The organism is Enterobacter sp. Sphag1F, assembly GCF_014193275.1.
Lineage (GTDB): Bacteria > Pseudomonadota > Gammaproteobacteria > Enterobacterales > Enterobacteriaceae > Pantoea > Pantoea symbiotica.
Window position 1 is genome coordinate 98,105 of the sequence record NZ_JACHZD010000004.1, and the last position, 22,784, is coordinate 120,888.

Below are 22,784 nucleotides of genomic sequence, written 5' to 3' on the forward strand. Positions count from 1 at the left end.
AAATGAGTAACAGGTGAGGCTCCGTGAGATTTCCCAATCAGCGTCTGACCCAGCTTTTCGCTGCGCTGCAAAATGAAACGCTGCCGCAGGATGAGCTGGCACGCCGCTTTTCCGTTTCAACGCGCACGGTGCGCACCGATATCACCGCGCTGAACGCGCTGCTGGAACAGCACGGCGCGCAGTTTGTGCTGGCGCGCGGCGCGGGATATCAACTCAAAATTGACGATGCGGCGCGCTTTGGCCGCTTACAGCAAGAGAGCGCCACGCCGCTGCGCGTGCCGCGTACCTCGCAGGAGCGCGTGCGTTATCTGCTGACGCGGTTTCTGACAGCGGCGTATTCGATCAAGCTGGAAGATCTGTCTGAAGAGTGGTTTGTCAGCCGCGCCACGCTGCAAAGTGACATGGCGGAAGTGCGCGAATGGCTAGGCCGTTATCACCTCAATATCGAAACCAAACCGCATTACGGCATGAAGCTGTTTGGCAGCGAGGCGGCGATCCGCACCTGCTTAACCGACTTGCTGTGGCAGATCGATCAGGAGACGCCGGACAGCCCGCTGCTGACGGTGGAAGCGTTGCACAGCGGCATTCTGGCGCAGCTCGAACCTTTGCTGCAACAGTGCTTTGCCCAGCACGCCATTCGCCTCAGCGATGAAGGCGATCGCTATCTGCAAATTTACTGCGCGGTGGCGGTGCGACGCATCAGCGAAGGCTTCCCGCTCAACGATCCCGGAGCCGAAGATGTCGGCGATGAAGTGCGTGAGGCGGCGCACGACCTGATTAACCTGATGCGTCCGCTGGTCGGCAAACCGATTTCTCAGGCGGAAGAGAACTGGCTGCGGGTCAATATCGCCGCGCGCCAGATTCAGGCGCTGGCACCGAGTACCATTAACGCTGACGACGCCGATGCGCTGGTCGATTACCTGCTGAATTACATCAACACCCATTACAACTATCGGCTGCAGCACGACGAACAGCTGCGCGCCGATCTGCTCACCCATATCAAAACCATGATCACGCGGGTGCGCTACCAAATTCACATCCCCAATCCGCTGCTCAGTAACATCAAGCAGCACTATCCAATGGCCTACGATGTGACGCTGGCAGCGGTCACCAGCTGGGGCAAATACACGCCTTACACCATCAGTGAGAACGAGATCGGTTTTCTGGTGCTGCACATCGGCGTCGGGCTGGAGAGGCATTACGACGTTGGCTATCAACGCCATCCGCAGGTGCTGCTGGTTTGCGACAGCGGCAACTCGACGCTGCGCATGATTGAGGCGCTACTGCTGCGCAAATACCCGCAATTGGTGGTAACGGCGCGGCTGTCGCAGCGCGACTATGAACTGCGCGAGCATATCGATGAAGACTTTGTCATCTCCACCGCCCGGTTGAGTGAGAAGAACAAGCCGATTGCGGTGATGTCGCCATTCCCAACCGAGTTCCAACTGGAGCAACTCGGCAAGTTGGTGCTGGTGGATCGCACGCGTCCGTACATGCTGGAGAAGTACTTCGACGCGCAGCACTTTATGGTGCTGGACAAGCCGATGGCGCAGTCGGATCTGTTTCGCCTGCTGTGCGATCAGTTGGAGAGTGAAGGTTTTGTCGATGCTGATTTTTATCCGTCGGTCGAGGAGCGCGAAGCGATTGTCAGCACCATGCTCGGCGAAGGCATCGCGCTGCCACATTCACTTGGCTTGCTGGCGCAGAAAACCGTGGTCTACACGGTGCTGGCACCGCACGGCGTTAGTTGGGGCGAGGAAACGGCATCGGTGATTTTCCTGCTGGCGATCAGCAAGAGCGAATACGAAGAGGCGATGGCGATTTACGATCTGTTCGTCACCTTCCTGCGCGAAAGAGCGATGACGCGGCTGCGCGATTGCGCGGATTTTGTCAGTTTTAAAGCGGTGGCGATCGATTGTTTGAGTCGGTTGTGATCGGTGCGGTTTGCAACGAGGTCACCATAAATGGCGACCCTACAAAACGCGCAATCCGTAGGGTCGCCATTCATGGCGACCTGCTCAATCAGATTACCCGCGCTTCGCCAGCAATCTCGGAATCTCACGCAAACACCAGGCTTTGGCTTCGCCCATACTGTCGCGGCGCCACGCCATAATAATATCCACTTCGCGGGTATACTCGGCGCTCACCACGCGTAAACGACCTTCGGCAATATCCTGCTCCACCATCGGATAGGGCATAGTCGCCACACCTAAACCGGCCAGCAGCGCGCGGCGTTTATCATCCATGCTGCTTACCGTCAGGCGCTGCTGCTTATCCAGCAACTGTACCGTCAGCACCGGGCGCTCGCGCGCGGTATCCGCCACCGCGATGCCGCGATACTTCACGCGTGTCACTTCTGACAACGGCTCAGCTTCCTGATGAATTGGATGGTCCGGGCTGGCAACATAGACGCTCATAATGCTGTACAGCTTGCGGGTGTTGATTTCGGTTGAAGCGCGGAAGTGCATATCTGGCGCAATCACGATATCGGCACGACCCTGTTCCAGCCGCTCCCAGGCACCGGCTAACACTTCCGTGATCAGCGAAATCTGCGTATTGGCTTTTTCTGACAGCTTCTCAACCAGCGGGAACAAACGCTCGGTAGGAACCAGCGCCTCGGCAACAATGGTGAGATGCGTTTCCCAACCGCGCGCCAGCGCTTCGGCATCGGTGGTGAGTTTATCGGCGGCTTCCAGCAGCACGCGGCCACGTTCCAGTAGCATACGGCCCACGTTGGTGAACTTGGTGCGGTGACCGGAGCGGTCAAACAGCACCACATCCAGCTCCTCTTCCAGCTTCTGCATGGTGTAACTCAGCGCGGAAGGGACGCGACCCAGTTCATCGGCCGCGGCGGCAAAGCTGCCACGACGGTCAATAGCATCCATCACACGTAAAGCTTCAAGGGTTAACGCGCGGTCTTTTGCCATGCCGATTCTCTGTCAGTAAATTTGAACATGCCAGGCAGATTAACTGGCTTACAATCCGGCGTCCAGACTTTTACCATGATCCCATCAAGCCTGCGGTCGAATCTCACCGCAGCGCGTCGGAGGATTATCATGATGACAACCCGCTGCGCGTCCGCATGTGGCCAGGCCGATTTCGGTTGGTTGCAGGCGCGCTACAGCTTCTCATTTGGCCACTATTTCGATCCAAAATTAATGGGCTACGCGTCACTGCGCGTGCTCAACCAGGAAATTCTGGCACCGGGCGCTGCATTCCAGCCGCGCAGCTATCCGCAAGTCGATGTGCTGAATCTGGTGCTGCAAGGTGAAGCCGAGTATCGCGACAGCGAAGGCAATCATCTGGTGGCGCGTGAAGGCGAGGCGATGCTTCTCTCTGCGCGTCAGGGCGTGAATTATAGCGAAATCAACATCAGCAAAGATCGCCCATTAACCCGTATGCAGCTGTGGCTGGCCGCCTGTCCGGAACGTGAAAACCCGCTGCTGCAGAAGCGCGATTTGCCGCAGCAAACCAGCGTGCTGATCGCCTCGCCCGATGGCGCGCAGGGCAGCTTGCAGCTGCGCCAGCAGGTTTGGGTGCATCAGGTGACGTTAGCGCCGGGCGAGCAGTACACGGTGAAATTGCACGGGCCGCGCGCTTATCTGCAATCGATCCATGGTTCTTTGGATGTGCAGGCCAGCAGCGCCAAACAGCAACCGCTGAGCTGCGGCGACGGCGCGTTCCTCAGCGATGAGAATCAGATTAGCCTGCAGGCCAGAACGCCGCTGCGCGCGCTAGTGATTGACCTTCCCGCCTAACCCTCACGCACAAAAAAGGGCGACCTAAGTCGCCCTGATACGTTGCGGTAACGCTTACTTGAGAATGGTGAAGGCCGTTGTCACGTGCTTCACGCCGCTCACACGGCTGGCAACATCGGCCGCCGCTTTCGCTTCTTCTGCAGTGACCAGGCCCAGCAAGAATACTTCACCGTTTTCGGTGGTCACTTTGACGTTCGAAGATTTCACCTGATCGCTGCCCAGCAGCTGCGAGCGGATTTTGGTGGTGATCCAGGTATCGGATGACGAAGTGCCGAGGCTGACTTTCTGCCCGCTACGGATTTCGTTATACACCTCGGTGGCACCGTCAACGCCCATGGCGATCTGTTTGGCACGGCTCGCCAGATCTGGGGTTGGCGACTGGCCGGTCAGCAGCACTTTGCCCTGATAGGCGGTGACCACTACGCGCGCCTGGTTTTTGATTTGTTCATCTTTTGCCAGTGCGTTCGAGACGCGCAGTTCCAGCGTGCCGTCATCGACCTGCGTGCCCACGGTGCGCGGGTCAGTGGCGGTTTTGGTGGCGACGGCAGCGCCGCCGGCAACCACGGCAACACAGCCTTGCAGCAGCATGGCGGTTAAGAGAATGGCGACAGCGTTCAATGCTTTCATTTGAGCTCCTTCAGTCATTCCTGGTGTGGGAATAAAGTATTATCAATCAAATCGCACAGGCAGTTCAGCGTCAGCATATGCATTTCCTGAATGCGTGCACTACGATGTGATGGAATGCGAATTTCCACATCATGCGGACCGAGCAGGCCCGCCAGCTCACCGCCGTCGTGGCCGGTTAACGCAACGATGGTCATATCGCGGGTAACCGCAGCTTCAACCGCTTTGACGATATCGCGGGTGTTGCCACGGGTGGAAATGGCCAGCAGCACATCACCAGCCTGACCAAGCGCTCGAACCTGCTTGGCGTAAATTTCATCGTGCAGACGATCGTTACCAATCGCCGTCAGCATCACATTATCAGCGCTCAGTGCCAGCGCAGGCAGGCTAGGGCGCTCCGTCTCGAAACGGTTAATCATGCTGGCGGCAAAATGCTGGGCATTCGCTGACGACGCACCGTTACCGCAGCTAAGGATTTTGTTACCGTTCAGCAGCGACTGCACCAGCGTCATCGCGGCGCGGGAAATCGCATCGGGCAGCGCTTCGGCCGCGGCGATTTGGGTCTGAATACTCTCGGTAAAACACGCTTTAATTCTGTCCTGCACAAGACCACCTGGTTCTATCCATCGGCATTAAAGGCATCGGGCAGCCACTCCAGCTCACGCCCGGTAATGGCAATGATGTCAAAACGGCAATTCACCGTATCAAAACTGCCGCCACGCGCCAGCAACCAGAGTGCGGCGGCACGCAGCAGCTTTTGTTGTTTCTGGCGCGTTACGCTGGCGGCGGCACCGCCGTAGCGCGCATCGCGTCGATAGCGTACTTCAACAAATACCCAGCAATCGGCGTCGCGCATAATCAGGTCAATTTCCCCGCTGCGACAGCGTACATTGCTGGCGAACCACTGCAGCCCGGCGCGCTCCAGATAGCGACGCGCCAGTTGTTCCTGCTCAGCGCCAATGCGCTGGCGGTTTACTGCACCGGAACGATCTGTCCCTGACGATACTGGTTCCATGCCAACTTCCTGTTGATCACGCAATCCGTGTCGGCGTTCAGCTTGCCGGTGTTGCCATCAATGGCAAAACCTGGCACCTGACGCATCTGGTTAAAGTGATTCGCCAGCGTCCAGGCATCAATGCCCATCGCGTAAAGGCGAACCAGCGAATAATCGTTGTTAAACGACTTCGCCGCCTGCTGCATCAGGCCCGGATTACTACCGGACAACAGCGGGATATCACTGAACTGCAGGCCATCCATCTCCAGACGGAAGTCCGGACCTGCGCCCGCCTGCGCACTGCGTGAACTGGCATACAGCGCGGTGTTGTTGCGGCTGCTGGTACGCATCGCAATCATCGGCTTGATTAGCTGCAGCTCATCCTGGCTGGCAACAATGTACACCGCATCCACGCTACCGCTGCTGGCATCGGCCGCTGGTGCCGGTGCGCTGGTTTGCGGCGCAGGAATAGTCAGGCCAGCAATCGCCACGCCCTGCGATTGTGCAGGCTCAACGTTAAGCGGCGTGCCGCTTAACGCGATACCCGCACCGCTGTTGATGCCTTGCTTCAGTTCGCCGACGCCGCCAAAACGCTGCTGCAGTACGGTTGATCCACCCAGCGTTTGCCACTCTTGCGCGAACGCTTTGCTAATACGGTCGCCATAACTGCTGCGCGGCACCAGCAACAACGGCTGGCGTTTGCCTTGCTCGTAGATATGGTGCGCGGCATCGCGCGCTTCGTCTTCAGGAGAAAGCGCAAAGTAACAAATATTCGGATGGTTCTGGATCTGTTCGGGTTCATTCAGCGCCAACACGTTAAGCGGAGTGTTGCTATTGGCGACGGTTTCAACGTCATTTTTTAGCAGCGGGCCGACCACCAGCGTGGCGCCATCTTGCTGAGCCTGCTGCATCACCTGCGCAATCGGCTGGCTGCTGGTGTCATACACTTTCACCTGCGCATTGCTGTTGCCCTGCGCCACGGCCGGTTGTGCGGCTGGCTGTGGCTGCTCGGTTTGCGGTGGTGTGTTACCGGCAACGGCGGGGCTGACAACGCTATTGGTGTCGGCTGGCGGCTGTGTGCTGGCATCGGCTACAGCAGGCGCTGGCGCGGCTTGCGGTGCCGGCGCGTTGAGCACGCCATTGCGCGCATCGTTGAAGCCTTTCTGAATCGCGTTAGCAAATACCTGCGCCTGGCCGTTGAGCGGCAGCAGCAGCGCGATGGTGTTGGTCGACGCTTTAGTGAAGTTCTGCACCTGGCTGAGCTGGGTTGGCAGCGTCTTCGCGCCTGGATTCTGCGGATAACGCGTCTGCCAGTCCTGAATCGCCGCTTTCAGCATTTGTGGATCCTGGCTGTTTGCGCGCCAGGTATTGAGCAAATCGAGCCAGCCTTGCAGCGTATTTTCGTCAGCATTGATCACCAGACTGTTGACTTGATCCTTGGTCATCTGCGTTAACGCTTGCCAGGTTGCATCGATATTGCTCTGGTGATCGGCACCTTTCAGCAGCGGTTCCTGTGCAATATAAGCACGCAGCAGTGCGAGTGAAGGGCGATTCTGAGCCGCTGCGATTTGCAGCGCGTAGTAGCGCACCTGCTGATCCTGCGACAGATCGCCAGTTTTGACCTGAGTAAGCTGTTGTTGCGCACCGCTGTAATTCTGCTGACCAACCTGCATCTGCGCGCGCAGCAGCAGCAGTTCTTGCTGTTGCACATCGCTTAACTGCTGCGGCAGCTGATTGAGCTGATTCGCTGCCTGCGGATACTTTCCTTCCTTCAACAGGGCACGGATGGCAAGTAATTGCCAGTCGGTCTTGCTATCATCGCTGCTTTGCTGCACCTGTTGCAGATAATAGTCAGACCGGCCAGTCGCAGGACCCTGAATATTGACGTTAGAGGTTTGTTGCGGTCCCTGACCACTACAGGCGGCTAAAATCAGCCCAGCGAGAAGAACAGGTACTAAGCGTCCTGCTTTATGACGTACGACTTTTGAAGGAAGCATACTGTATCCAGTGATGTTTTTTTCAAGATGCTCAATATTAAATCGGCAATTCGGATGAAACAATGAAACAACTCGATCGGGCAGAGATTTCTGCCAGCACGCTCTATATCGTTCCTACCCCGATCGGTAACCTGGGTGATATCACTCAACGAGCGTTGACGGTGCTCTCAAGCGTCGATCTAGTCGCAGCGGAAGATACACGTCATACCGGGCTGTTGCTACAACATTTCGCCATCAATGCGCGACTCTTCGCACTTCACGACCACAACGAACAGCAGAAAGCTGAGGTGCTGTTAGCCAAGCTACAAGAGGGCCAGAGCATCGCGCTGGTCTCCGATGCCGGCACGCCATTAATCAACGATCCCGGCTACCATTTGGTACGTCGCTGCCGGGAAGCTGGCGTGCGCGTGGTGCCGTTGCCAGGCGCCTGCGCGGCGATTACAGCATTAAGTGCCGCGGGGTTACCGTCCGATCGTTTCTGTTACGAAGGGTTTCTACCGGCCAAAAGCAAAGGACGTTGCGATGTGCTGCGCGCGCTGGGTGAAGAGCCGCGTACGCTGATTTTCTATGAATCAACCCATCGCCTGATCGATAGCCTGCAAGATATGGTCAGCGTGTGGGGCGGCGAGCGCTATGTGGTGCTGGCGCGTGAGATCACCAAAACGTGGGAATCTATTCAAGGCGCACCGGTCGGCGAATTGCTGGCTTGGGTGCTGGAAGATGAAAATCGCCGCAAAGGTGAGATGGTGCTGATTGTTGAAGGCCATAAAGCTGATGAAGAAGCGCTGCCGGCTGAGGCACTGCGTACTTTGGCATTGCTGCAAAAAGAGCTGCCATTGAAGAAAGCGGCCGCGCTGACGGCGGAAATTCATGGTGTGAAGAAGAACGCACTCTATAAGTACGCGCTGGAGCAGCAAGAGGCGTGACAAACGCTGGCAGATCGCCTATTATCCCGCGCCGAAGCTGACTAGACAGTCGCCGCTTTGTCGTCGTCCTCTTTCGGGGGGAGACGGGCAAAGGGGAGGAAAGTCCGGGCTCCATAGGGCAGGGTGCCAGGTAACGCCTGGGGGGCGCAAGCCTACGACCAGTGCAACAGAGAGCAAACCGCCGATGGCCCAGTAATGGGATCAGGTAAGGGTGAAAGGGTGCGGTAAGAGCGCACCGCGCGGCTGGCAACAGTTCGTGGCACGGTAAACTCCACCCGGAGCAAGGCCAAATAGGGGTTCACAAGGTACGGCCCGTACTGAACCCGGGTAGGCTGCTTGAGCCAGTGAGCGATTGCTGGCCTAGATGAATGACTGTCCACGACAGAACCCGGCTTATCGGTCAGTTTCGACTTTTTTAAACACAAAACCCGCTTCGGCGGGTTTTGTGTTTTCTGGGGCTAGGATGAGGGCATCAACCCGCACATAATTAATTAAACTCTCCCACGTAAAGAAATGAAAATCCCTGAAAACATTATTGCCGCTATGCCAGAATAAGCGCGTGTTTAACTACTGAGGACAAATTTAATCCACACTGACGAGAAGCAACAACGTGGATAAGTTGTAATTTTATGGACAAAATGTTCGCGCTAAATAAGGCTTCACTCTCTTCCTTCCTTTCTGTATCAAACTGCTCAATCTGCGATCAGCACTGGCGCTTCGCGCTTTAGTTCCGTTCTCTCCTATTCTGACTTTTTAATTTAACTTTGCTAACACGCTAATTTTCGCGTGGGTGGCGTTTATTTCTCGTTCAGGAGAGAAATCATGCTGTATTGGATTTTATTGGCGCTGGCGATCGCTGCGGAAATTATTGGTACCGTCTCAATGAAATGGGCCAGCGTAAACGGTGGCAACGCCGGCTATATTTTTATGCTGGTGATGATCGCGCTGTCTTATATTTGTTTATCCTTCGCCATCAAGCGGATTGCCCTTGGCGTGGCGTATGCCATGTGGGAAGGCATTGGCATTCTGTTTATTACGCTGTTTAGCGTGCTGCTGTTCGATGAAGCCTTATCCGCCGTTAAAGTCGCCGGCCTGCTGACGCTGATCCTCGGTATTGTGCTAATCAAATCAGGCACGTTGAGTCGCAAGGAGCTGCGCCATGGCAACGTTTAACTGGCTACATATCGCGTGGCTGGCGCTGGCCATTGGCCTGGAGATTGTCGCCAATATCTTCCTGAAATATTCCAACGGTTTCCGCCGTCCGCTATTTGGTGTGTTATCGCTGGCGGCGGTGCTGGCAGCGTTCAGCGCGCTGGCGCAGGCGGTGAAAGGGATTGATTTGACGGTAGCCTACGCATTGTGGGGCGGGCTGGGATTGGTCGCCACCGTGGCAGCAGGCTGGATTCTGTTTGGCCAGCGTCTTAGTCGGGTTGGCTGGCTGGGCGTGGGATTGTTGTTGCTCGGTATGGTGCTGATTAAGTTTGCCTAAAGTTCTCTCTCCCATTTGGGAGAGAGTTAGTAAGGCATCAACCTCGCCCGTGTGGCTCATCCCAGTCAAAGGCTGGGCCCAGCGAAATCACGCCGCTTGGGTTGATGGTTTTGTGGCTGCAATAGTAGTGATGGCGGATGTGCGGCAAATTCACCGTGTCGGCGATGCCCGGCATTTGATAGATGTCGCGCAGGAAGCCGCTCAGATTACGGTAATCACTGATGCGGTGGCGATCGCACTTAAAGTGGGTGACGTAGACCGGATCGAAGCGCACCAGCGTGGTCCACAAGCGCAAATCCGCTTCGGTCAGTTGGTCGCCGGTAAGATAGCGGTGTTGACCGAGAATCTGTTCGAGACGCGCTAATGAATGGAACAGCGCCGTCACCGATTCATCGTAAGCCGCTTGCGAAGTGGCGAAACCGCTTTTATACACACCATTGTTAACCGTGTCGTACACCCAGCTGTTTACTTCATCAATCTTGTCGCGCAGCACGGCCGGATAATAGTCACCCGCACGGGCACCTTGCGCATCGAACGCGCTGTTGAGCATGCGCATGATGTCGGCGGATTCATTGCTGACGATGGTTTGCTGGGTTTTATCCCACAGCACCGGCACGGTCACGCGGCCGGAATAGTGCGCATCGGCATGCAGATAGATCTGATAAAGAAACTCTTTTTGATACAGCGCGTCGCCGGTGGCGTCAGGGAAGCTGGCGTCAAAGGTCCAGCCGTTTTCCAGCATCAGCGGATGCACCACCGAAACCGAAATCATCTCTTCCAGTCCCTTGAGCTTAAGCATTAATAGCGTGCGATGCGCCCACGGGCAGGCAAGCGAGACGTAAAGATGATAGCGACCACGCTCAGCAGCGAAGCCCGCTTTGCCGGTTGGACCGGCGCTGCCATCGGCGGTAACCCAATTACGCCAGACGGCTTCTGTGCGTTTGAAGCGGCCACCGGTTGACTTCGTATCGTACCAGGTGTCGTGCCAGACACCGTCAATCAGCTGTCCCATAAGCCCTCCATAATAAAAAGGGGCGAGGAAAATCCCCGCCCCTCTGATTCAGTATATGTGTTCTCTAACGCTTATGCTGCTTAACGTGCGGTCGCTGGCTGAACGCGCTGACGAATCAGACGGTCGATGCTGTAAGCGCCTGGACCAACCAGACCCAATACCAGGAAACCACCGGCGATGGAGAGGTTTTTCATGAACATCAGCTGGTTAACACCTTCCGCGAAGTTGCTGTGGAACAGGAACGCGGTCAGCAGGGTAAAGCCAGCGGTGAACAGTGCGGTAAAGCGCGTAAGGAAACCGAACAGAATCGCCAGACCGCCGCCGAACTCCAGCAGAATAACCAGCGGCAGCAGGAAGCCTGGGACGCCCATCGCCTGCATGTATTGTGCGGTACCGGCGTAGCCAGTGATTTTGCCCCAGCCTGCGGTGATAAACAGAATGGTCATTAATACGCGTGCTACCAGCAGGCCTGAGTCTTCGAATTTTTTCATCATCTACTCCAACAAGGTTTTTGTTGCAGGTTGTTGGCCTGCGGGTTTTGAATCCCCTTGAACCGGTTGTTTCAGTTCAGTGGGCTGATGGAGGGAGATGATAATCGCAGGTTGAAAGAGTTGTAAGCGAGATAAACTGTCAATGTTATTCAGTAAATTTGAGGAGAGCGAAACCGAATCGACTAGATCCGGTTTTAGAGAGAGGAATTAGCGGGTATTCAAGGTTGATTTGATCATGCGCCAGGTGCTCCAGACGCCGAAACCACGCTTGGCCCAGCGCAGCAGACGATTGGGGCTGCGAATCGACCAAATGGCCAATGCGCTGCTGCCAATCGCCAGATAACGACGCATGCCGATGATGGTTAACCAACCGCGATCGTACTGCGCGGTGCTGGTCAGCCAATCGCGGCTGTCGGCGCTGAGATCAAGCCGCTGCTGCTGCACCTGATTGAGCAGTTCGTGAATGCGTGCTTCACGTTCGCGGCGGCTCATGAGCGATGCTCCTCCAGCAGTTTGCGATCGGTATCCAGCTCTTTACGCGTATGGCGCAGTAACGTTGACTGACGCGATTTGTACAACGTCCACAAACCGAAGATCAGCGCCAGCGCAAACAGTACCGCAGTGGTAATCGCAATCGCCATCAGACGATATTGTGCATCCACCGCCCAGATGATCAGCACCATCAGGCTCATAAGACCGAAAGCGGTAAACAGCATGGTAAGGCCAACCATCATCAGCATCTGAATCAGGTTTGCCTTTTCCTCTTCCAGTTCCACAATCGCCAGTCGGACACGCGTCTCAACCATGCTGACCAGCGTGGTAACTATCCGTTGACCGATGTTAAAGACCCCTTTGCCGGGGCCGTGGCTTTGCTGACTATCACTCATCATTAACGCCGTGAGATTAAAATGCCGATGAGAATACCTACCGCTGCACCAATACCCACGCCGTGCCACGGATTATCACGCACGTATTCGTCCGCTTTCTCCGCCGCTTCACGCGTTGTTTGTGCAATACGTTCGCCGGAATCGCCGAGACGTTCACGGGAGCTTTCAATAGCGCCGCGCGCTTTATGACGCAGCTTATCCAGCTCACCTTTGGATTTATCTGCTGAGCTGCTCAGCACTTCTTCCAGGGTATCAGCCAGATTTTTCAATTCAGCGCGCAGATGTTCAGATGTTGATTCTTTAGCCATGGAAATCTCCTTTTACAGCATTTAGTTAAGTCCGATTAATAAGGTTCAGCTTCAAGCTTTTTCAGTTCGTGCTGCGCCTCTTCCAGCTTACGTTCGCGCTTCTCAATTTTGTCCTTGTCGCCATCCTGACGCTCTTCTTTCAGCTCACGCTCACGTTCGGCGATTTTGTGCTTCTGCTCAGCGATACGTTCACTGTGTGCGGATTTCAGCTTCTCATCGGTGCAGCCTGCGCGAACTTCGGTCAACGCGCGCTCCAGCCCGGTGACGCGGCGCTGGTTGTCGTGCTGTTTCGCCATATCGATCTCGCGCTGAATATCCTGCTCTTTTTGTTGGCAGAGCGATTCAGCCGCCAGCAGCGAACCCGAGAGTGAAAAAAGAATAGCACCTAGCAGTAATTGATGTTTCATCAGGTTGTGACCTTCCATTGTTGATGACCTGCCTGAGAGCAGACAAGAGAGGCTTCCCAGCATGTCTTAGGCTTACGCTACCTCTAAGGATAGACAGCAGACGAAAAAATTCAAAGAAGACGCGGGGATAGCGAGGATTAGCTCACCGCCTGGCTTAACGTCAGGCGGTGAAATTTAGCTGTAAGTGGGGCGATTAGCGTCGGGATATTGCTGCGAAGCCTGCGGGCCAGCGGCAACGACAAAGCCTTGTGGCAACAGGCGCTTCAACACTTTCTGCGCCGCGAGGCTCTGCTCTTCATTCTCAAAATGAATCACCAGCGCATCGCCTGAAGGCGTAATACTTTTGATACGCACGCCCTGTGCGGAAAGTTGCTGATAGAGATAAAAACCATCGGGCAGATTGGTGCCGCTGTTGGCGACACGAATTTGCACCACGGTTTCATGCTGCATCAGAGTCGGAACGAAGCAAATCGCCAGTAGCGCCAACGCGCCACCCAGCGCCCAAGGCAGTAAACGCCTTGGGAATCCACGGAGTTTGATCATGACTGTGAATTCCCGTTACGCGTCGACTGACGTTTGCGCCAAATCACCACTAAAGAACCGACCAGGCCAATCACCAGCAGCACCAACGGCAGCAGCATCAGGCACAACATCAGCTCATCTTCGTAACGACGAAAAATCGGGGTTTTGCCCAGCGCGAAGCCCAGCACGGTAAGGATCAGCACCCACAGGAAGCCACTTACCCAGTTGAAGAACTGAAAGCGCGCATTACTCAGGCCAGAAAGCCCGGCGATGGTCGGGAGCAAGGTGCGGACGAAGGCAATAAAGCGACCCACCAGCAACGCAGACAGGCCATGGCGATGGAACAGTCGGTGGGCGCGTTGATGATATTGCGCAGGCAGGTGCGATAACCATTTTTGCACGGTAGGCGTATTACCAAGCCAGCGGCCCTGAATGTAGCTTACCCAGCAGCCAAGGCTGGCGCCGGTGGTCAGAATCAGCAGTGTCAGCGGGAAACCCATGGTGCCTTTAGCAATCAGCACACCCACCAGAATCAGTAAACTATCGCCGGGCAAAAACGCGGCGGGCAGCAGTCCATTTTCCAGAAACAGAATCATGAACAGCACGCCATAAATGGCCCAAACCAGCGTCGGGTCGGAGAGCATTTCGTAATCCTGCTGCCATAAGGCATGCAGCAATGCTTGCAAAATATCCATCAATCATTCCTGAACATCATTGTTAAACGTGCCCGTGAGGGGCTTAGGCGCAGACTGGCGTTGGTTATACATTTTAGATAAGCAGCCTGAGCAGGAGTTTCCGGATCCTTCCAGAATTGATTGTTAAATCAGCGACTTTATAAAAGCCCTGTCGCAAAGGGTAATAAAAGGGCGATAACTGTAACAAAAATAACGTTATCCAGACAGGGGAAAGTGCCTGCCGCACAGGAGTTTTACCTTTAGACGCAGGTGGTCCAAAGGAGCTTTACATGAGCTGACACTATTGCAGACTAACTGACTTTTTCGGCAACAAAACGGCTGAAAAATAAGCAGGATCAGCGTGGGTTTTCGCTACCTTCAGGCAGGATGACCGGATTTTCAGCAAACATGTAACGGTCGACGTTAAATTCAAAATCGTCGGTGGTGGCGTTAAACAGCATCTGCTTAGTATTTTCCAGATGTTGCCACATTGCCAGCTTACTGGCGGCGGGATCTTTGCGGATCAGGGCTTTGAGGATCTGGTCGTGATCGTCACACCAGCTGGTGATATTTTTGGCATCAATGTGTTCGTGCAGCTTCAGCCAGTAAGGATTGTGCAGACGATGTAGCCACATCTTCTCGACAATAGCCGCTAAGGCGCTGTTCTGCGTCGATTGTGCGATGCGCACGTGAAACTCCATATCCCACGCAGAATCGCGCGAATGATCTTCCTGACGCGCTTTCTCCTGAATCGCCATCAATGCCACGATGTCCTGACGCGTTACCTGCGTGGCGGCAAATTCAGCCACGTTGCTTTCAATCAGCTGGCGCGCTTGCAGTAACTCGAAGGGACCGAAATTGGCAAACTCAAGTTGGCTGGACGTCACCACGCGGTTCTGCTGCTGGCTGCTGATCACGTGAATGCCGGAACCTTTCCGCACCTCCACGTAACCTTCCACTTCCAGCATGATGATCGCTTCACGCACCACGGTACGGCTCACCTGCATCTCTTCCGCAATAAGACGTTCGGCAGGCAGCTTGTCGCCAACCCGGTAATCGGCGGCTTCAATGCGGCGTTTGAGTTCACTGGCGAGCTGTTGATAGAGGCGTCGTGATTCGGTCAGGTCCATTGCGCGGTCCGCTGTGGGAGAAAGTTGAGTTGTTATACCACTTCAGCCGCACAGAGGAAATGGGCTGGCGGATGCCAGCCCGATGAGGTTAGGTGCGTACCGCAGCGGACTGCACTGAGGGTTGATCGTCGAGTTCAGAAACCGGCTGGTTTTTCAGGACCGTCCAGATAACCACCGCGCCTAACAGATCAAACACCGCCAGCGCCGCGAACAGCGGGCTGAAGCCCAGCGTATCGGCCAGCGCCCCGACCACCAACGCAAACATGGTGCTCGCCGTCCAGGCCGCCATGCCGGTTAAGCCATTGGCGGTAGCCACTTCGTTACGGCCAAACACATCCGAAGAGAGCGTGATCAGCGCACCAGAAAGCGCCTGATGGGCAAAACCGCCGACGCACAGCAGTCCAATCGCGACATACGGACTGGTGAACAAACCGATGGTGCCTGGCGCAATCATCAACACTGCGCCCATGGTGACCACCAGTTTGCGCGAGACGATAAGATTGACGCCAAACCAGCGCTGGAACAGCGGCGGCAAGTAACCACCGACAATGCATCCGAGGTCGGCGAACAGCATCGGCATCCAGGCAAACATGGCGATCTCTTTCAGGTTGAAGCCGTACACTTTGAACATAAACAACGGAATCCAAGCGTTGAAGGTTCCCCACGCCGGTTCGGCGAGGAAACGCGGCAGCGCAATGCCCCAGAACTGACGATTGCGCAGGATCTGGCGCGCCGACATCTTCTTGTTATTACCGGTTTGATGCTGCAATTCCTGGCCGGCAATAATGTAGTGACGCTCCTCATCGCTCAGCTTGGTTTGCTGTTTGGGATGTTTGTAAAACACCAGCCAGCAGATGGCCCACACCATGCTCAGCACGCCGGTAATAATGAACGCCATTTGCCAGCTGTGCGCCATAATCGCCCACACCACTAGCGGCGGTGCCAGCATCGCGCCAATCGACGATCCCACGTTGAAATAGCCCACCGCCACCGAACGCTCTTTGGCGGGGAACCATTCGCTACTGGCTTTCAGGCCTGCCGGAATCATCGCCGCTTCGGCGGCGCCAACCGCACCGCGCGCCAGCGCAAAGCCGCCCCAGCTGCCCGCCATTGCGGTTGCGGCACAGAAGATCGCCCACAGCACGGCAAACACCGCATAACCGATTTTGGTGCCGAGCATGTCCAGCACATAACCGGCCACCGGCTGCATGATGGTGTAGCACGCCGAGTAGGCGGCGACGATATAGGAATATTGTTGCGTGGTGATACCCAACTGCGTTTCCAGCGTGGGCGCCGCAACGGCAATGGTATTGCGCGTCAGGTAGCCGAGCACCGTGCCCAGCGTCACCAGCCCAATCATGTACCAGCGTAGCCCTTTGATCTTACGCATTATTAACCTCGTCCAGTCTGTCGTTGCGGTTTTACCGCTGTAGTTATCTGGAGCGGGAAGATGTGAACAGCGCTGCTCACTCCCGCAGTTCCTTGCCTGTGCCATTAATCCCGTTAGCAACGGAGCGAGAGGTTAACTTGTTATACAGCTTCAAAAGTTGAATGCCATCACATAAACCTTGCGGCGCGTGTGTGTTAGAGCGAAAGATCGTTAAAACAGCCATTTAACGCAACATCCACAACAGAATCGTCCATATATCCACAGTGAAACTGTCATTATTGTGAGTCGGATCGCAAACAATTTTGCCGTTCGTCTAAATTGGTATGATAACTTTTAGTTAAAAGCCATCTGGCTACAAAATGAGGAAGCAGGTATGTCGCGTTTTATGAGTGAGGATTTTCTACTCGACACCGAGTTCGCCCGTCGTCTGTACCATGACTACGCCAAAGACCAGCCGATTTTCGACTATCACTGTCACTTACCGCCGCAGCAGATTGCCGATAACTACCGCTTCACCAATCTCTATGACATCTGGCTCAAAGGCGATCATTACAAATGGCGTGCGATGCGCGCTAATGGCGTGCCGGAAGCGTTGTGTACCGGCGATGCCAGCGACCGTGAGAAATTTAATGCCTGGGCGCGCACCGTGCCGCATACCATCGGCAATCCGCTCTATCACTGGACGCATCTCGAATTGCGTCGACCTTTTGGCATCACCGATGTGCTGTTGAACGAACAGAGCGCGGAACGTATCTGGCAGCAGTGCAATGAATTGCTGGCGCAGGATGCATTCAGCGCGCGCGGCATCATGCAGCAGATGAAGGTGAAAATGGTCGGCACTACCGACGATCCGCTCGATGACTTACAGCATCACCGCAAGCTGGCGCAGGACAACAGTTTCGACGTCAAAGTGCTGCCGAGCTGGCGTCCGGACAAAGCCTTCAATATTGAGCTGGAGAGCTTCGTGCCATGGATTCAGCGCTTAGAGCAGGTGGCGGATGTCAGCGTGCTGCGCTTTGACGATCTGCGCCGCGCCTTAAGCCAGCGGCTCGATCACTTCGCCGCGCATGGCTGCAAAATCTCCGATCACGCGCTGGATGTGGTGCTGTTTGCGGAAGCGGATGAAGCCACGCTGGACGGCATTCTGGCGCGTCGACTGCAAGGCGCAGCGCCTTCCGCTGAAGAGACAGCCCAATTCAAAACTGCCGTACTGGTGTGGCTCGGCAGCGAATACGCGCGCCGTGGCTGGGCGCAGCAGTATCACATTGGCGCGCTACGCAACGCCAATCGCCGCCAGTTCGATATCCTCGGCCCGGATGTTGGTTTCGATTCGATTAATGATGCGCCGCTGGCGATACCGCTGGCGCGCCTGCTGGATGCGCAAAACCGCAATAACGCGCTGCCTAAAACCATCCTTTACTGCCTCAACCCGCGCGATAACGAAGTGCTGGCGACTATGGCGGGCAATTTCCAGGGTGAAGGCGAACCGGGCAAGATGCAATTTGGTTCGGCGTGGTGGTTCAACGATCAATTGGATGGCATGCAGCGGCAGATGACACAGCTGGCGCAAATCGGCCTGCTGAGCCGCTTTGTCGGCATGCTGACTGATAGCCGCAGCTTCCTCTCCTACACGCGCCACGAATATTTCCGTCGTCTGTTGTGCCAGATGATCGGCAATTGGGTGGAGCGGGGCGAAGCGCCTGCCGACGAAGCGTTGTTGGGGCAGATGGTACAGAACATCAGTTTCAACAATGCGCGCGATTACTTCGGCATTGAGCTGGGAGCCTGATGATGCAGCGACTCAATCGTCACGACTTTCCCGGCGCGCACTATAGCGAACGGGTTATCCAGTTTGGTGAAGGCAATTTCCTGCGCGCTTTTATCGACTGGCAGCTCGACTGGCTTAATCAACATCAAGACACCGATGCGGGCGTGGTGGTGGTGCGGCCGCGCAATCGCGTGGTGGAAGAGACGCTTAATCAGCAAGATGGCTTGTACACCACGCTGATTCGCGGGCTAAATACGGCGGGCGAGCAGGTGAGTGAAGCCCGCCTGATCCGCAGCGTGAATCGTGAAATCCAGCCGTATCAACAGTTTGACGAATTTCTCGCGCTGGCACGCGCGCCACAGATGCGTTTTGTTTTCTCCAATACCACGGAAGCGGGCATTGCCTTCGCAGAGCAGGATCGGCTGGACGATACGCCCGCCTCGTCCTTCCCCGGCAAGCTGACGCAGCTGCTGTGGGCGCGCTTCAACCATTTTGCCGGCGCCAGTGATAAAGGCTGGCTGGTGGTGCCCTGTGAACTGATCGATTACAACGGCGACACGCTGCGTGAGCTGGTGCTGCGCTACAGCCAGCATTGGCAGCTGCCGCCGGAGTTTGCCCGCTGGGTACAGGATCACTGCGCGTTCTACAACACGCTGGTGGACCGCATTGTCACCGGATATCCGGCGGATAGCGCGGCGATCGAAGCTTCATTGGGCTATGAAGATCGCTATCTGGTGGCGGGCGAAGTCTATTACCAGTTTGTGATTCAGGGGCCGGACGCATTGGCGCAGGAACTCCAGCTGCACGCGCTGGCACCGGAAGTGAAGCTGGTGGACGACATCACGCCGTACAAAGCGCAAAAGGTGGCGATCCTCAACGGCGCACACACCGCGCTGGTGCCGGTGGCGTTTCAGGCCGGGCTGGAGAGCGTGGGAGAAGCGATGGATGACGCGCAGATGGCCGGTTTTGTCGATGCGCTGCTGCGTGACGAGGTGATCCCAACATTGGATCTGCCACGCGATGAGCTGCGCGCCTTTGCCGACGCGGTGCAGCGTCGCTTCCGTAATCCCTTTATTCGCCATGCGTTACTCTCCATCGCCCTCAACGGCATGACTAAATTCCGCACCCGTTTGCTGCCGCAACTGCTGATGTCGCAGCAGCAAAACGGTCAATGGCCTGTGCGCCTGACTTTCGCCTTTGCCGCGCTGCTGGCCTTTTATCGCGGTGCAGAGGGCGAGCGTCACTGGCCGCTGCAGGACGACGAACACTGGCTGCAGCGTTTTGCTGAGCTGTGGCCAGCGGTAAATAACGATAAACAGACTCCGGAACAGTTGGTACGCGCGGTACTCAGCGATGCCAATCACTGGGGCGAAGATCTCACTCAGCGGCCCGGGTTAGTTGCCGCGGTTAGCCAACACCTGCAAAACATCATCGTCCACGGGATGCGGACGGCGTTGACACAACTGAGATAACGCTATGCAAGATGCCATTAGAATACATTCACGCGACAACGTTGCTGTGGCGTTGCGCGATTTGCCAGCCAATACCCAGGTCGAAATCAATCAACAGACGATCACCTTGCAGCAGGAGGTTGGGCGCGGGCATAAATTTGCGTTGCAGCCTTTAGCGACTGACGCGCTGGTGATCAAATACGGTTTGCCGATCGCGCACGCCACTCAGCCGATTGCGGCCGGTGAGATCATCCACTCCAGCAATGCGCGCACCAATTTGAGCGACTTGGATGAGTACGACTATCAACCCGATTTTCTCGAACTGCCGCCGCAAGCAGGCGACCGCGACGTGCAGATCTACCGCCGCGCCAGTGGTGAAGTGGGCATCCGTAATGAGTTATGGATTCTGCCCACTGTCGGCTGCGTGAATGGCATCGCACGGCAAATCCTGACGCGCTTTATGAAAGAGACCAATGACGCCGAAGGCATTGATGGCGTGCATCTGTTCAGCCATCCGTTTGGTTGTTCGCAGCTTGGACAAGATCACGAGAACACCCGCACCATGCTGCAAAATATGGTGCGCCATCCCAATGCTGGCGCGGTGCTGGTGATTGGCCTTGGCTGCGAGAACAATCAGGTCGATGTGTTCCGTGAAACGCTTGGTGGTTTCGATAGCGACCGCGTGCAGTTCATGGAGTGTCAGAAGCAGGATGATGAAGTGGAAGCGGGGCTGGAGCGCCTGCACGAACTCTATCGTGCCATGCGCGAAGATCAGCGTCAGCCGGGCAAACTCAGCGAGCTGAAGTTTGGTCTGGAGTGCGGCGGTTCGGATGGTTTCTCCGGCATCACCGCCAATCCCATGCTGGGCTGTTTCTCCGACCAGATGATTGCCAACGGCGGCACCACTGTGCTGACCGAAGTGCCGGAGATGTTCGGCGCAGAGCGTATCCTGATGAGTCGCTGCCGCAATGAAGCCACCTTTGAAAAAACTGTGGCGATGATTAACGACTTCAAGCGCTACTTTATCGATCACCAGCAGCCGATTTACGAGAATCCCTCACCCGGCAACAAAGCCGGCGGCATCACCACGCTGGAAGAGAAGTCGCTTGGCTGTACGCAGAAGGCCGGACAAAGTCAGGTGGTGGATGTGCTGAAGTACGGTGAGCGCTTGCATACGCCGGGACTCAATCTGCTAAGTGCGCCGGGAAACGATGCGGTGGCCACCAGCGCGCTGGCAGGCGCGGGATGTCACATGGTGCTGTTTACCACCGGACGCGGCACGCCGTATGGCGGTTTTGTGCCGACGGTGAAAATCGCCACCAACACGCAGCTCGCCGAGAAGAAGCCGCACTGGATCGATTTTAATGCCGGACGTTTGATTGAAGGGATGAGTATGGCGGCGATGCTGGAGGACTTCGTCGATATGATTGTGGCGATTGCCAATGGCCAACCGGCGCGCAATGAAACCAATGATTTCCGCGAGTTAGCCATCTTTAAAAGCGGAGTGACGTTGTAGAACCAGGTCGCCATGAATGGCGACCTGGAGCAATTATTCCGATTCTGACACCGTACGACGCGGCTCGCGCTCGGCTTCGGCCTGGCATACGGCGGCGGTAAACAGAATATCCGTCGAGGAGTTCAGCGCGGTCTCGGCGGAATCCTGCAGCACGCCAATAATGAAGCCCACCGCCACTACCTGCATCGCCAAATCATTCGGAATACCAAACATGTTGCAGGCTACCGGGATCAGCAGCAGCGAACCGCCGGCCACGCCGGATGCGCCACAGGCACAAAGCGACGCCACCAGACTCAACAGAATCGCGGTTGGAACATCCACCGAAATACCCAGCGTATGTACCGCAGCCAGCGTCAACACGGTGATGGTGATCGAAGCACCGGCCATGCTGATGGTGGCGCCCAGCGGGATCGACACGGAATAAGTGTCCTCATCCAGATTGAGGCGCTTCGCCAATGCCATATTCACCGGGATATTGGCCGCTGAACTGCGGGTGAAGAATGCGGTGACGCCACTTTCACGCATGCAGGTAAATACCAGAGGATAAGGGTTGCGGCGGATCTTCTGGAACACCAGCATCGGGTTAATCACCAGCGCCATAATCAGCATGCAGCCGAGCAGCAGCGTGAGCAGATTGGCGTATTCCCACAGCGCATCAAAACCGGTTGAGGCAAGGATGGAAGCTACCAGGCCAAAAATCCCCAGCGGCGCACAACGGATCACGCAGCGCACCACCCAGGTCGCGGCATTTGACGCGTCATTAAGAAACGCTTTGCTGCTTGGGCTGGCATGACGAAACGCCAGGCCCAATCCCAGCGCCCACACCAGAATGCCGATGTAGTTGGCGTTCATCAGCGCTTCAATCGGGTTCGACACCATGCTCATCAGCAAACCGTGCAGCACTTCGGCAATGCCCGACGGCGGCGTAATTTGCGTGGCACCGACGTTCATCGACAGCGTCTGAGGGAACAGATGGCTGAAGATCACTGCCACAACCGCAGCAAAGAACGTGCTGAGCAGATACAGCATGATTATCGGGCGGATATTGGTTTTCTGTCCCTGCTGATGGTTGGCGATCGAGGAGATCACCAGCACCAGAACCAGCAGCGGCGCGACGGCTTTCAGCGCACGCACGAACAGCTCGCCCAGCAAGCCAACGGCCAGTGCGGCATCACGTGAGAACCACGCCAGCGCCACGCCCGCCACCAGGCCGATCATGATTTGTTTTACCAGGCTTCCTGCGAACAGCGCGCCCAGACGTCCAATAAAGTTGTTTTGCATATCACAGTCTTTTTATATTTGCGGTCATGAGTATTGTGCGCGGTTCCACCACGCACAACGGTTTGCCCGGCGGAGTATAAGGAAAAGAGCCTATGAGGAAAGAGATAATTCTGTGCATGCGCGGCAGATCGGTTTTTTGATCTGCTGATGATGGGAAGT

Annotated in this window: 24 protein-coding genes and 1 other RNA gene; 9 read left to right on the forward strand and 16 right to left on the reverse strand. The window is 56.0% G+C overall.

Annotated features, from left to right (window positions below; translation table 11 throughout):
* Nucleotides 1-23: 23 nt before the first annotated feature.
* Nucleotides 24-1,934 (forward strand): PRD domain-containing protein, encoded by a 1,911-nt coding sequence (locus FHW71_RS13980; RefSeq protein WP_179452061.1) that lies wholly within the window; start codon nucleotides 24-26, stop codon nucleotides 1,932-1,934.
* Nucleotides 1,935-2,027: 93 nt separating this feature from the next.
* On the opposite strand, the gene FHW71_RS13985 is transcribed toward FHW71_RS13980, so the two are convergent.
* Nucleotides 2,028-2,927: a LysR family transcriptional regulator gene (locus tag FHW71_RS13985; protein WP_008103540.1), complete on the reverse strand. Its 900-nt coding sequence runs from the start codon at nucleotides 2,925-2,927 to the stop codon at nucleotides 2,028-2,030.
* A 129-nt stretch (nucleotides 2,928-3,056) separates the two neighbouring features.
* Between FHW71_RS13985 and FHW71_RS13990 the strand changes: the two genes are divergently transcribed.
* Nucleotides 3,057-3,758: a pirin family protein gene (locus tag FHW71_RS13990; protein ID WP_179452062.1), complete on the forward strand. Its 702-nt coding sequence runs from the start codon at nucleotides 3,057-3,059 to the stop codon at nucleotides 3,756-3,758.
* Between the two features lie 54 nt (nucleotides 3,759-3,812).
* On the opposite strand, the gene dolP is transcribed toward FHW71_RS13990, so the two are convergent.
* The 4 genes from dolP to FHW71_RS14010 are packed head-to-tail and all read right to left on the reverse strand — an operon-like array spanning nucleotide 3,813 to nucleotide 7,373.
* On the reverse strand, nucleotides 3,813-4,385 hold the full coding sequence (gene dolP, locus FHW71_RS13995) for a division/outer membrane stress-associated lipid-binding lipoprotein (RefSeq protein WP_008103536.1): 573 nt from the start codon (nucleotides 4,383-4,385) through the stop codon (nucleotides 3,813-3,815).
* Nucleotides 4,386-4,399: 14 nt separating this feature from the next.
* Entirely contained in the window at nucleotides 4,400-4,987 is a 588-nt protein-coding gene (gene diaA, locus FHW71_RS14000) for a DnaA initiator-associating protein DiaA (protein WP_007890352.1), read from the reverse strand.
* Nucleotides 4,988-5,001: 14 nt separating this feature from the next.
* The gene (locus FHW71_RS14005; RefSeq protein WP_008103534.1) at nucleotides 5,002-5,397 is read right to left on the reverse strand and encodes a YraN family protein; all 396 of its coding nucleotides are present in this window, start codon (nucleotides 5,395-5,397) and stop codon (nucleotides 5,002-5,004) included.
* Nucleotides 5,355-7,373, reverse strand: a complete 2,019-nt coding sequence (locus FHW71_RS14010; protein ID WP_179452063.1) for a penicillin-binding protein activator — start codon at nucleotides 7,371-7,373, stop codon at nucleotides 5,355-5,357. Before FHW71_RS14010 ends, FHW71_RS14005 begins: the two co-directional genes overlap by 43 nt.
* A 62-nt stretch (nucleotides 7,374-7,435) precedes the next feature.
* Between FHW71_RS14010 and rsmI the strand changes: the two genes are divergently transcribed.
* From rsmI to mdtI, 4 genes are all read left to right on the forward strand, one after another.
* Nucleotides 7,436-8,299 (forward strand): 16S rRNA (cytidine(1402)-2'-O)-methyltransferase, encoded by an 864-nt coding sequence (rsmI, locus tag FHW71_RS14015; protein WP_154154988.1) that lies wholly within the window; start codon nucleotides 7,436-7,438, stop codon nucleotides 8,297-8,299.
* Nucleotides 8,300-8,332: 33 nt separating this feature from the next.
* Nucleotides 8,333-8,711: RNase P RNA component class A (rnpB, locus tag FHW71_RS14020), an RNA gene on the forward strand.
* A 407-nt stretch (nucleotides 8,712-9,118) separates the two neighbouring features.
* On the forward strand, nucleotides 9,119-9,472 hold the full coding sequence (gene mdtJ / locus FHW71_RS14025) for a multidrug/spermidine efflux SMR transporter subunit MdtJ (protein WP_179452284.1): 354 nt from the start codon (nucleotides 9,119-9,121) through the stop codon (nucleotides 9,470-9,472).
* Complete coding sequence (gene mdtI, locus FHW71_RS14030) at nucleotides 9,459-9,788, forward strand: multidrug/spermidine efflux SMR transporter subunit MdtI (protein WP_179452064.1); 330 nt, start codon at nucleotides 9,459-9,461, stop codon at nucleotides 9,786-9,788. The genes mdtJ and mdtI overlap by 14 nt, the downstream gene beginning before the upstream one ends.
* Nucleotides 9,789-9,825: 37 nt before the next feature.
* On the opposite strand, the gene FHW71_RS14035 is transcribed toward mdtI, so the two are convergent.
* The 10 genes from FHW71_RS14035 to FHW71_RS14080 form a co-directional block, all read right to left on the reverse strand.
* Entirely contained in the window at nucleotides 9,826-10,800 is a 975-nt protein-coding gene (locus FHW71_RS14035; RefSeq protein ID WP_179452065.1) for a glutathione S-transferase family protein, read from the reverse strand.
* An 80-nt stretch (nucleotides 10,801-10,880) separates the two neighbouring features.
* Nucleotides 10,881-11,291, reverse strand: a complete 411-nt coding sequence (locus FHW71_RS14040) for a DoxX family protein (RefSeq protein ID WP_008103518.1) — start codon at nucleotides 11,289-11,291, stop codon at nucleotides 10,881-10,883.
* Nucleotides 11,292-11,498: 207 nt separating this feature from the next.
* Nucleotides 11,499-11,783, reverse strand: coding sequence for a YqjK-like family protein (locus FHW71_RS14045; protein ID WP_008103516.1), 285 nt, complete (start codon nucleotides 11,781-11,783; stop codon nucleotides 11,499-11,501).
* Nucleotides 11,780-12,178: a phage holin family protein gene (locus FHW71_RS14050; RefSeq protein ID WP_175501688.1), complete on the reverse strand. Its 399-nt coding sequence runs from the start codon at nucleotides 12,176-12,178 to the stop codon at nucleotides 11,780-11,782. The genes FHW71_RS14045 and FHW71_RS14050 overlap by 4 nt, the downstream gene beginning before the upstream one ends.
* A 2-nt stretch (nucleotides 12,179-12,180) precedes the next feature.
* Nucleotides 12,181-12,486 (reverse strand): YqjD family protein, encoded by a 306-nt coding sequence (locus tag FHW71_RS14055; RefSeq protein ID WP_008103512.1) that lies wholly within the window; start codon nucleotides 12,484-12,486, stop codon nucleotides 12,181-12,183.
* 35 nt (nucleotides 12,487-12,521) lie between these two features.
* Nucleotides 12,522-12,893 carry a DUF1090 domain-containing protein gene (locus tag FHW71_RS14060; RefSeq protein ID WP_152929102.1) on the reverse strand — a complete coding sequence of 124 codons (372 nt, stop codon included), beginning with the start codon at nucleotides 12,891-12,893 and terminating at the stop codon, nucleotides 12,522-12,524.
* A 174-nt stretch (nucleotides 12,894-13,067) separates the two neighbouring features.
* Nucleotides 13,068-13,436, reverse strand: coding sequence for an EnvZ/OmpR regulon moderator MzrA (gene mzrA, locus FHW71_RS14065; protein WP_179452066.1), 369 nt, complete (start codon nucleotides 13,434-13,436; stop codon nucleotides 13,068-13,070).
* The gene (locus FHW71_RS14070) at nucleotides 13,433-14,110 is read right to left on the reverse strand and encodes a DedA family protein (protein WP_008103505.1); all 678 of its coding nucleotides are present in this window, start codon (nucleotides 14,108-14,110) and stop codon (nucleotides 13,433-13,435) included. The genes mzrA and FHW71_RS14070 overlap by 4 nt, the downstream gene beginning before the upstream one ends.
* Nucleotides 14,111-14,445: 335 nt before the next feature.
* Nucleotides 14,446-15,219 carry a transcriptional regulator ExuR gene (gene exuR / locus FHW71_RS14075; RefSeq protein ID WP_008103503.1) on the reverse strand — a complete coding sequence of 258 codons (774 nt, stop codon included), beginning with the start codon at nucleotides 15,217-15,219 and terminating at the stop codon, nucleotides 14,446-14,448.
* Between the two features lie 88 nt (nucleotides 15,220-15,307).
* Complete coding sequence (locus FHW71_RS14080) at nucleotides 15,308-16,609, reverse strand: MFS transporter (protein ID WP_179452067.1); 1,302 nt, start codon at nucleotides 16,607-16,609, stop codon at nucleotides 15,308-15,310.
* Between the two features lie 373 nt (nucleotides 16,610-16,982).
* Here FHW71_RS14080 and uxaC point away from each other — a divergent pair, with 373 nt between their 5' ends.
* Genes uxaC through FHW71_RS14095 form a run of 3 tightly spaced genes read left to right on the forward strand, consistent with a single transcriptional unit; the run spans nucleotide 16,983 to nucleotide 21,344 of the window.
* Nucleotides 16,983-18,398: a glucuronate isomerase gene (gene uxaC / locus FHW71_RS14085; RefSeq protein WP_179452068.1), complete on the forward strand. Its 1,416-nt coding sequence runs from the start codon at nucleotides 16,983-16,985 to the stop codon at nucleotides 18,396-18,398.
* Nucleotides 18,399-18,400: 2 nt separating this feature from the next.
* Complete coding sequence (locus FHW71_RS14090) at nucleotides 18,401-19,849, forward strand: tagaturonate reductase (RefSeq protein WP_179452285.1); 1,449 nt, start codon at nucleotides 18,401-18,403, stop codon at nucleotides 19,847-19,849.
* Nucleotides 19,850-19,853: 4 nt separating this feature from the next.
* Nucleotides 19,854-21,344: an altronate dehydratase family protein gene (locus tag FHW71_RS14095; protein WP_179452069.1), complete on the forward strand. Its 1,491-nt coding sequence runs from the start codon at nucleotides 19,854-19,856 to the stop codon at nucleotides 21,342-21,344.
* 33 nt (nucleotides 21,345-21,377) lie between these two features.
* Here the strand turns inward: FHW71_RS14095 and sstT are convergent, their stop codons facing one another.
* A complete protein-coding gene (sstT, locus tag FHW71_RS14100; protein ID WP_008103491.1) occupies nucleotides 21,378-22,625 on the reverse strand; it encodes a serine/threonine transporter SstT in 1,248 nt (415 codons plus the stop codon).
* Nucleotides 22,626-22,784: the final 159 nt, after the last annotated feature.

What these genes read in the sequence shown, in the direction of transcription:
- FHW71_RS13985 (WP_008103540.1), bottom strand. Translation starts at nt 2,927, where the DNA reads ATGGCAAAAGACCGCGCGTTAACCCTTGAAGCTTTACGTGTGATGGAT.
- FHW71_RS13990 (WP_179452062.1), top strand. Translation starts at nt 3,057, where the DNA reads ATGATGACAACCCGCTGCGCGTCCGCATGTGGCCAGGCCGATTTCGGT.
- dolP (WP_008103536.1), bottom strand. Translation starts at nt 4,385, where the DNA reads ATGAAAGCATTGAACGCTGTCGCCATTCTCTTAACCGCCATGCTGCTG.
- FHW71_RS14005 (WP_008103534.1), bottom strand. Translation starts at nt 5,397, where the DNA reads ATGGAACCAGTATCGTCAGGGACAGATCGTTCCGGTGCAGTAAACCGC.
- FHW71_RS14010 (WP_179452063.1), bottom strand. Translation starts at nt 7,373, where the DNA reads ATGCTTCCTTCAAAAGTCGTACGTCATAAAGCAGGACGCTTAGTACCT.
- rsmI (WP_154154988.1), top strand. Translation starts at nt 7,436, where the DNA reads ATGAAACAACTCGATCGGGCAGAGATTTCTGCCAGCACGCTCTATATC.
- mdtI (WP_179452064.1), top strand. Translation starts at nt 9,459, where the DNA reads ATGGCAACGTTTAACTGGCTACATATCGCGTGGCTGGCGCTGGCCATT.
- FHW71_RS14035 (WP_179452065.1), bottom strand. Translation starts at nt 10,800, where the DNA reads ATGGGACAGCTGATTGACGGTGTCTGGCACGACACCTGGTACGATACG.
- FHW71_RS14040 (WP_008103518.1), bottom strand. Translation starts at nt 11,291, where the DNA reads ATGAAAAAATTCGAAGACTCAGGCCTGCTGGTAGCACGCGTATTAATG.
- FHW71_RS14045 (WP_008103516.1), bottom strand. Translation starts at nt 11,783, where the DNA reads ATGAGCCGCCGCGAACGTGAAGCACGCATTCACGAACTGCTCAATCAG.
- FHW71_RS14050 (WP_175501688.1), bottom strand. Translation starts at nt 12,178, where the DNA reads ATGAGTGATAGTCAGCAAAGCCACGGCCCCGGCAAAGGGGTCTTTAAC.
- FHW71_RS14055 (WP_008103512.1), bottom strand. Translation starts at nt 12,486, where the DNA reads ATGGCTAAAGAATCAACATCTGAACATCTGCGCGCTGAATTGAAAAAT.
- FHW71_RS14060 (WP_152929102.1), bottom strand. Translation starts at nt 12,893, where the DNA reads ATGAAACATCAATTACTGCTAGGTGCTATTCTTTTTTCACTCTCGGGT.
- mzrA (WP_179452066.1), bottom strand. Translation starts at nt 13,436, where the DNA reads ATGATCAAACTCCGTGGATTCCCAAGGCGTTTACTGCCTTGGGCGCTG.
- FHW71_RS14070 (WP_008103505.1), bottom strand. Translation starts at nt 14,110, where the DNA reads ATGGATATTTTGCAAGCATTGCTGCATGCCTTATGGCAGCAGGATTAC.
- exuR (WP_008103503.1), bottom strand. Translation starts at nt 15,219, where the DNA reads ATGGACCTGACCGAATCACGACGCCTCTATCAACAGCTCGCCAGTGAA.
- FHW71_RS14080 (WP_179452067.1), bottom strand. Translation starts at nt 16,609, where the DNA reads ATGCGTAAGATCAAAGGGCTACGCTGGTACATGATTGGGCTGGTGACG.
- uxaC (WP_179452068.1), top strand. Translation starts at nt 16,983, where the DNA reads ATGTCGCGTTTTATGAGTGAGGATTTTCTACTCGACACCGAGTTCGCC.
- FHW71_RS14090 (WP_179452285.1), top strand. Translation starts at nt 18,401, where the DNA reads ATGCAGCGACTCAATCGTCACGACTTTCCCGGCGCGCACTATAGCGAA.
- FHW71_RS14095 (WP_179452069.1), top strand. Translation starts at nt 19,854, where the DNA reads ATGCAAGATGCCATTAGAATACATTCACGCGACAACGTTGCTGTGGCG.
- sstT (WP_008103491.1), bottom strand. Translation starts at nt 22,625, where the DNA reads ATGCAAAACAACTTTATTGGACGTCTGGGCGCGCTGTTCGCAGGAAGC.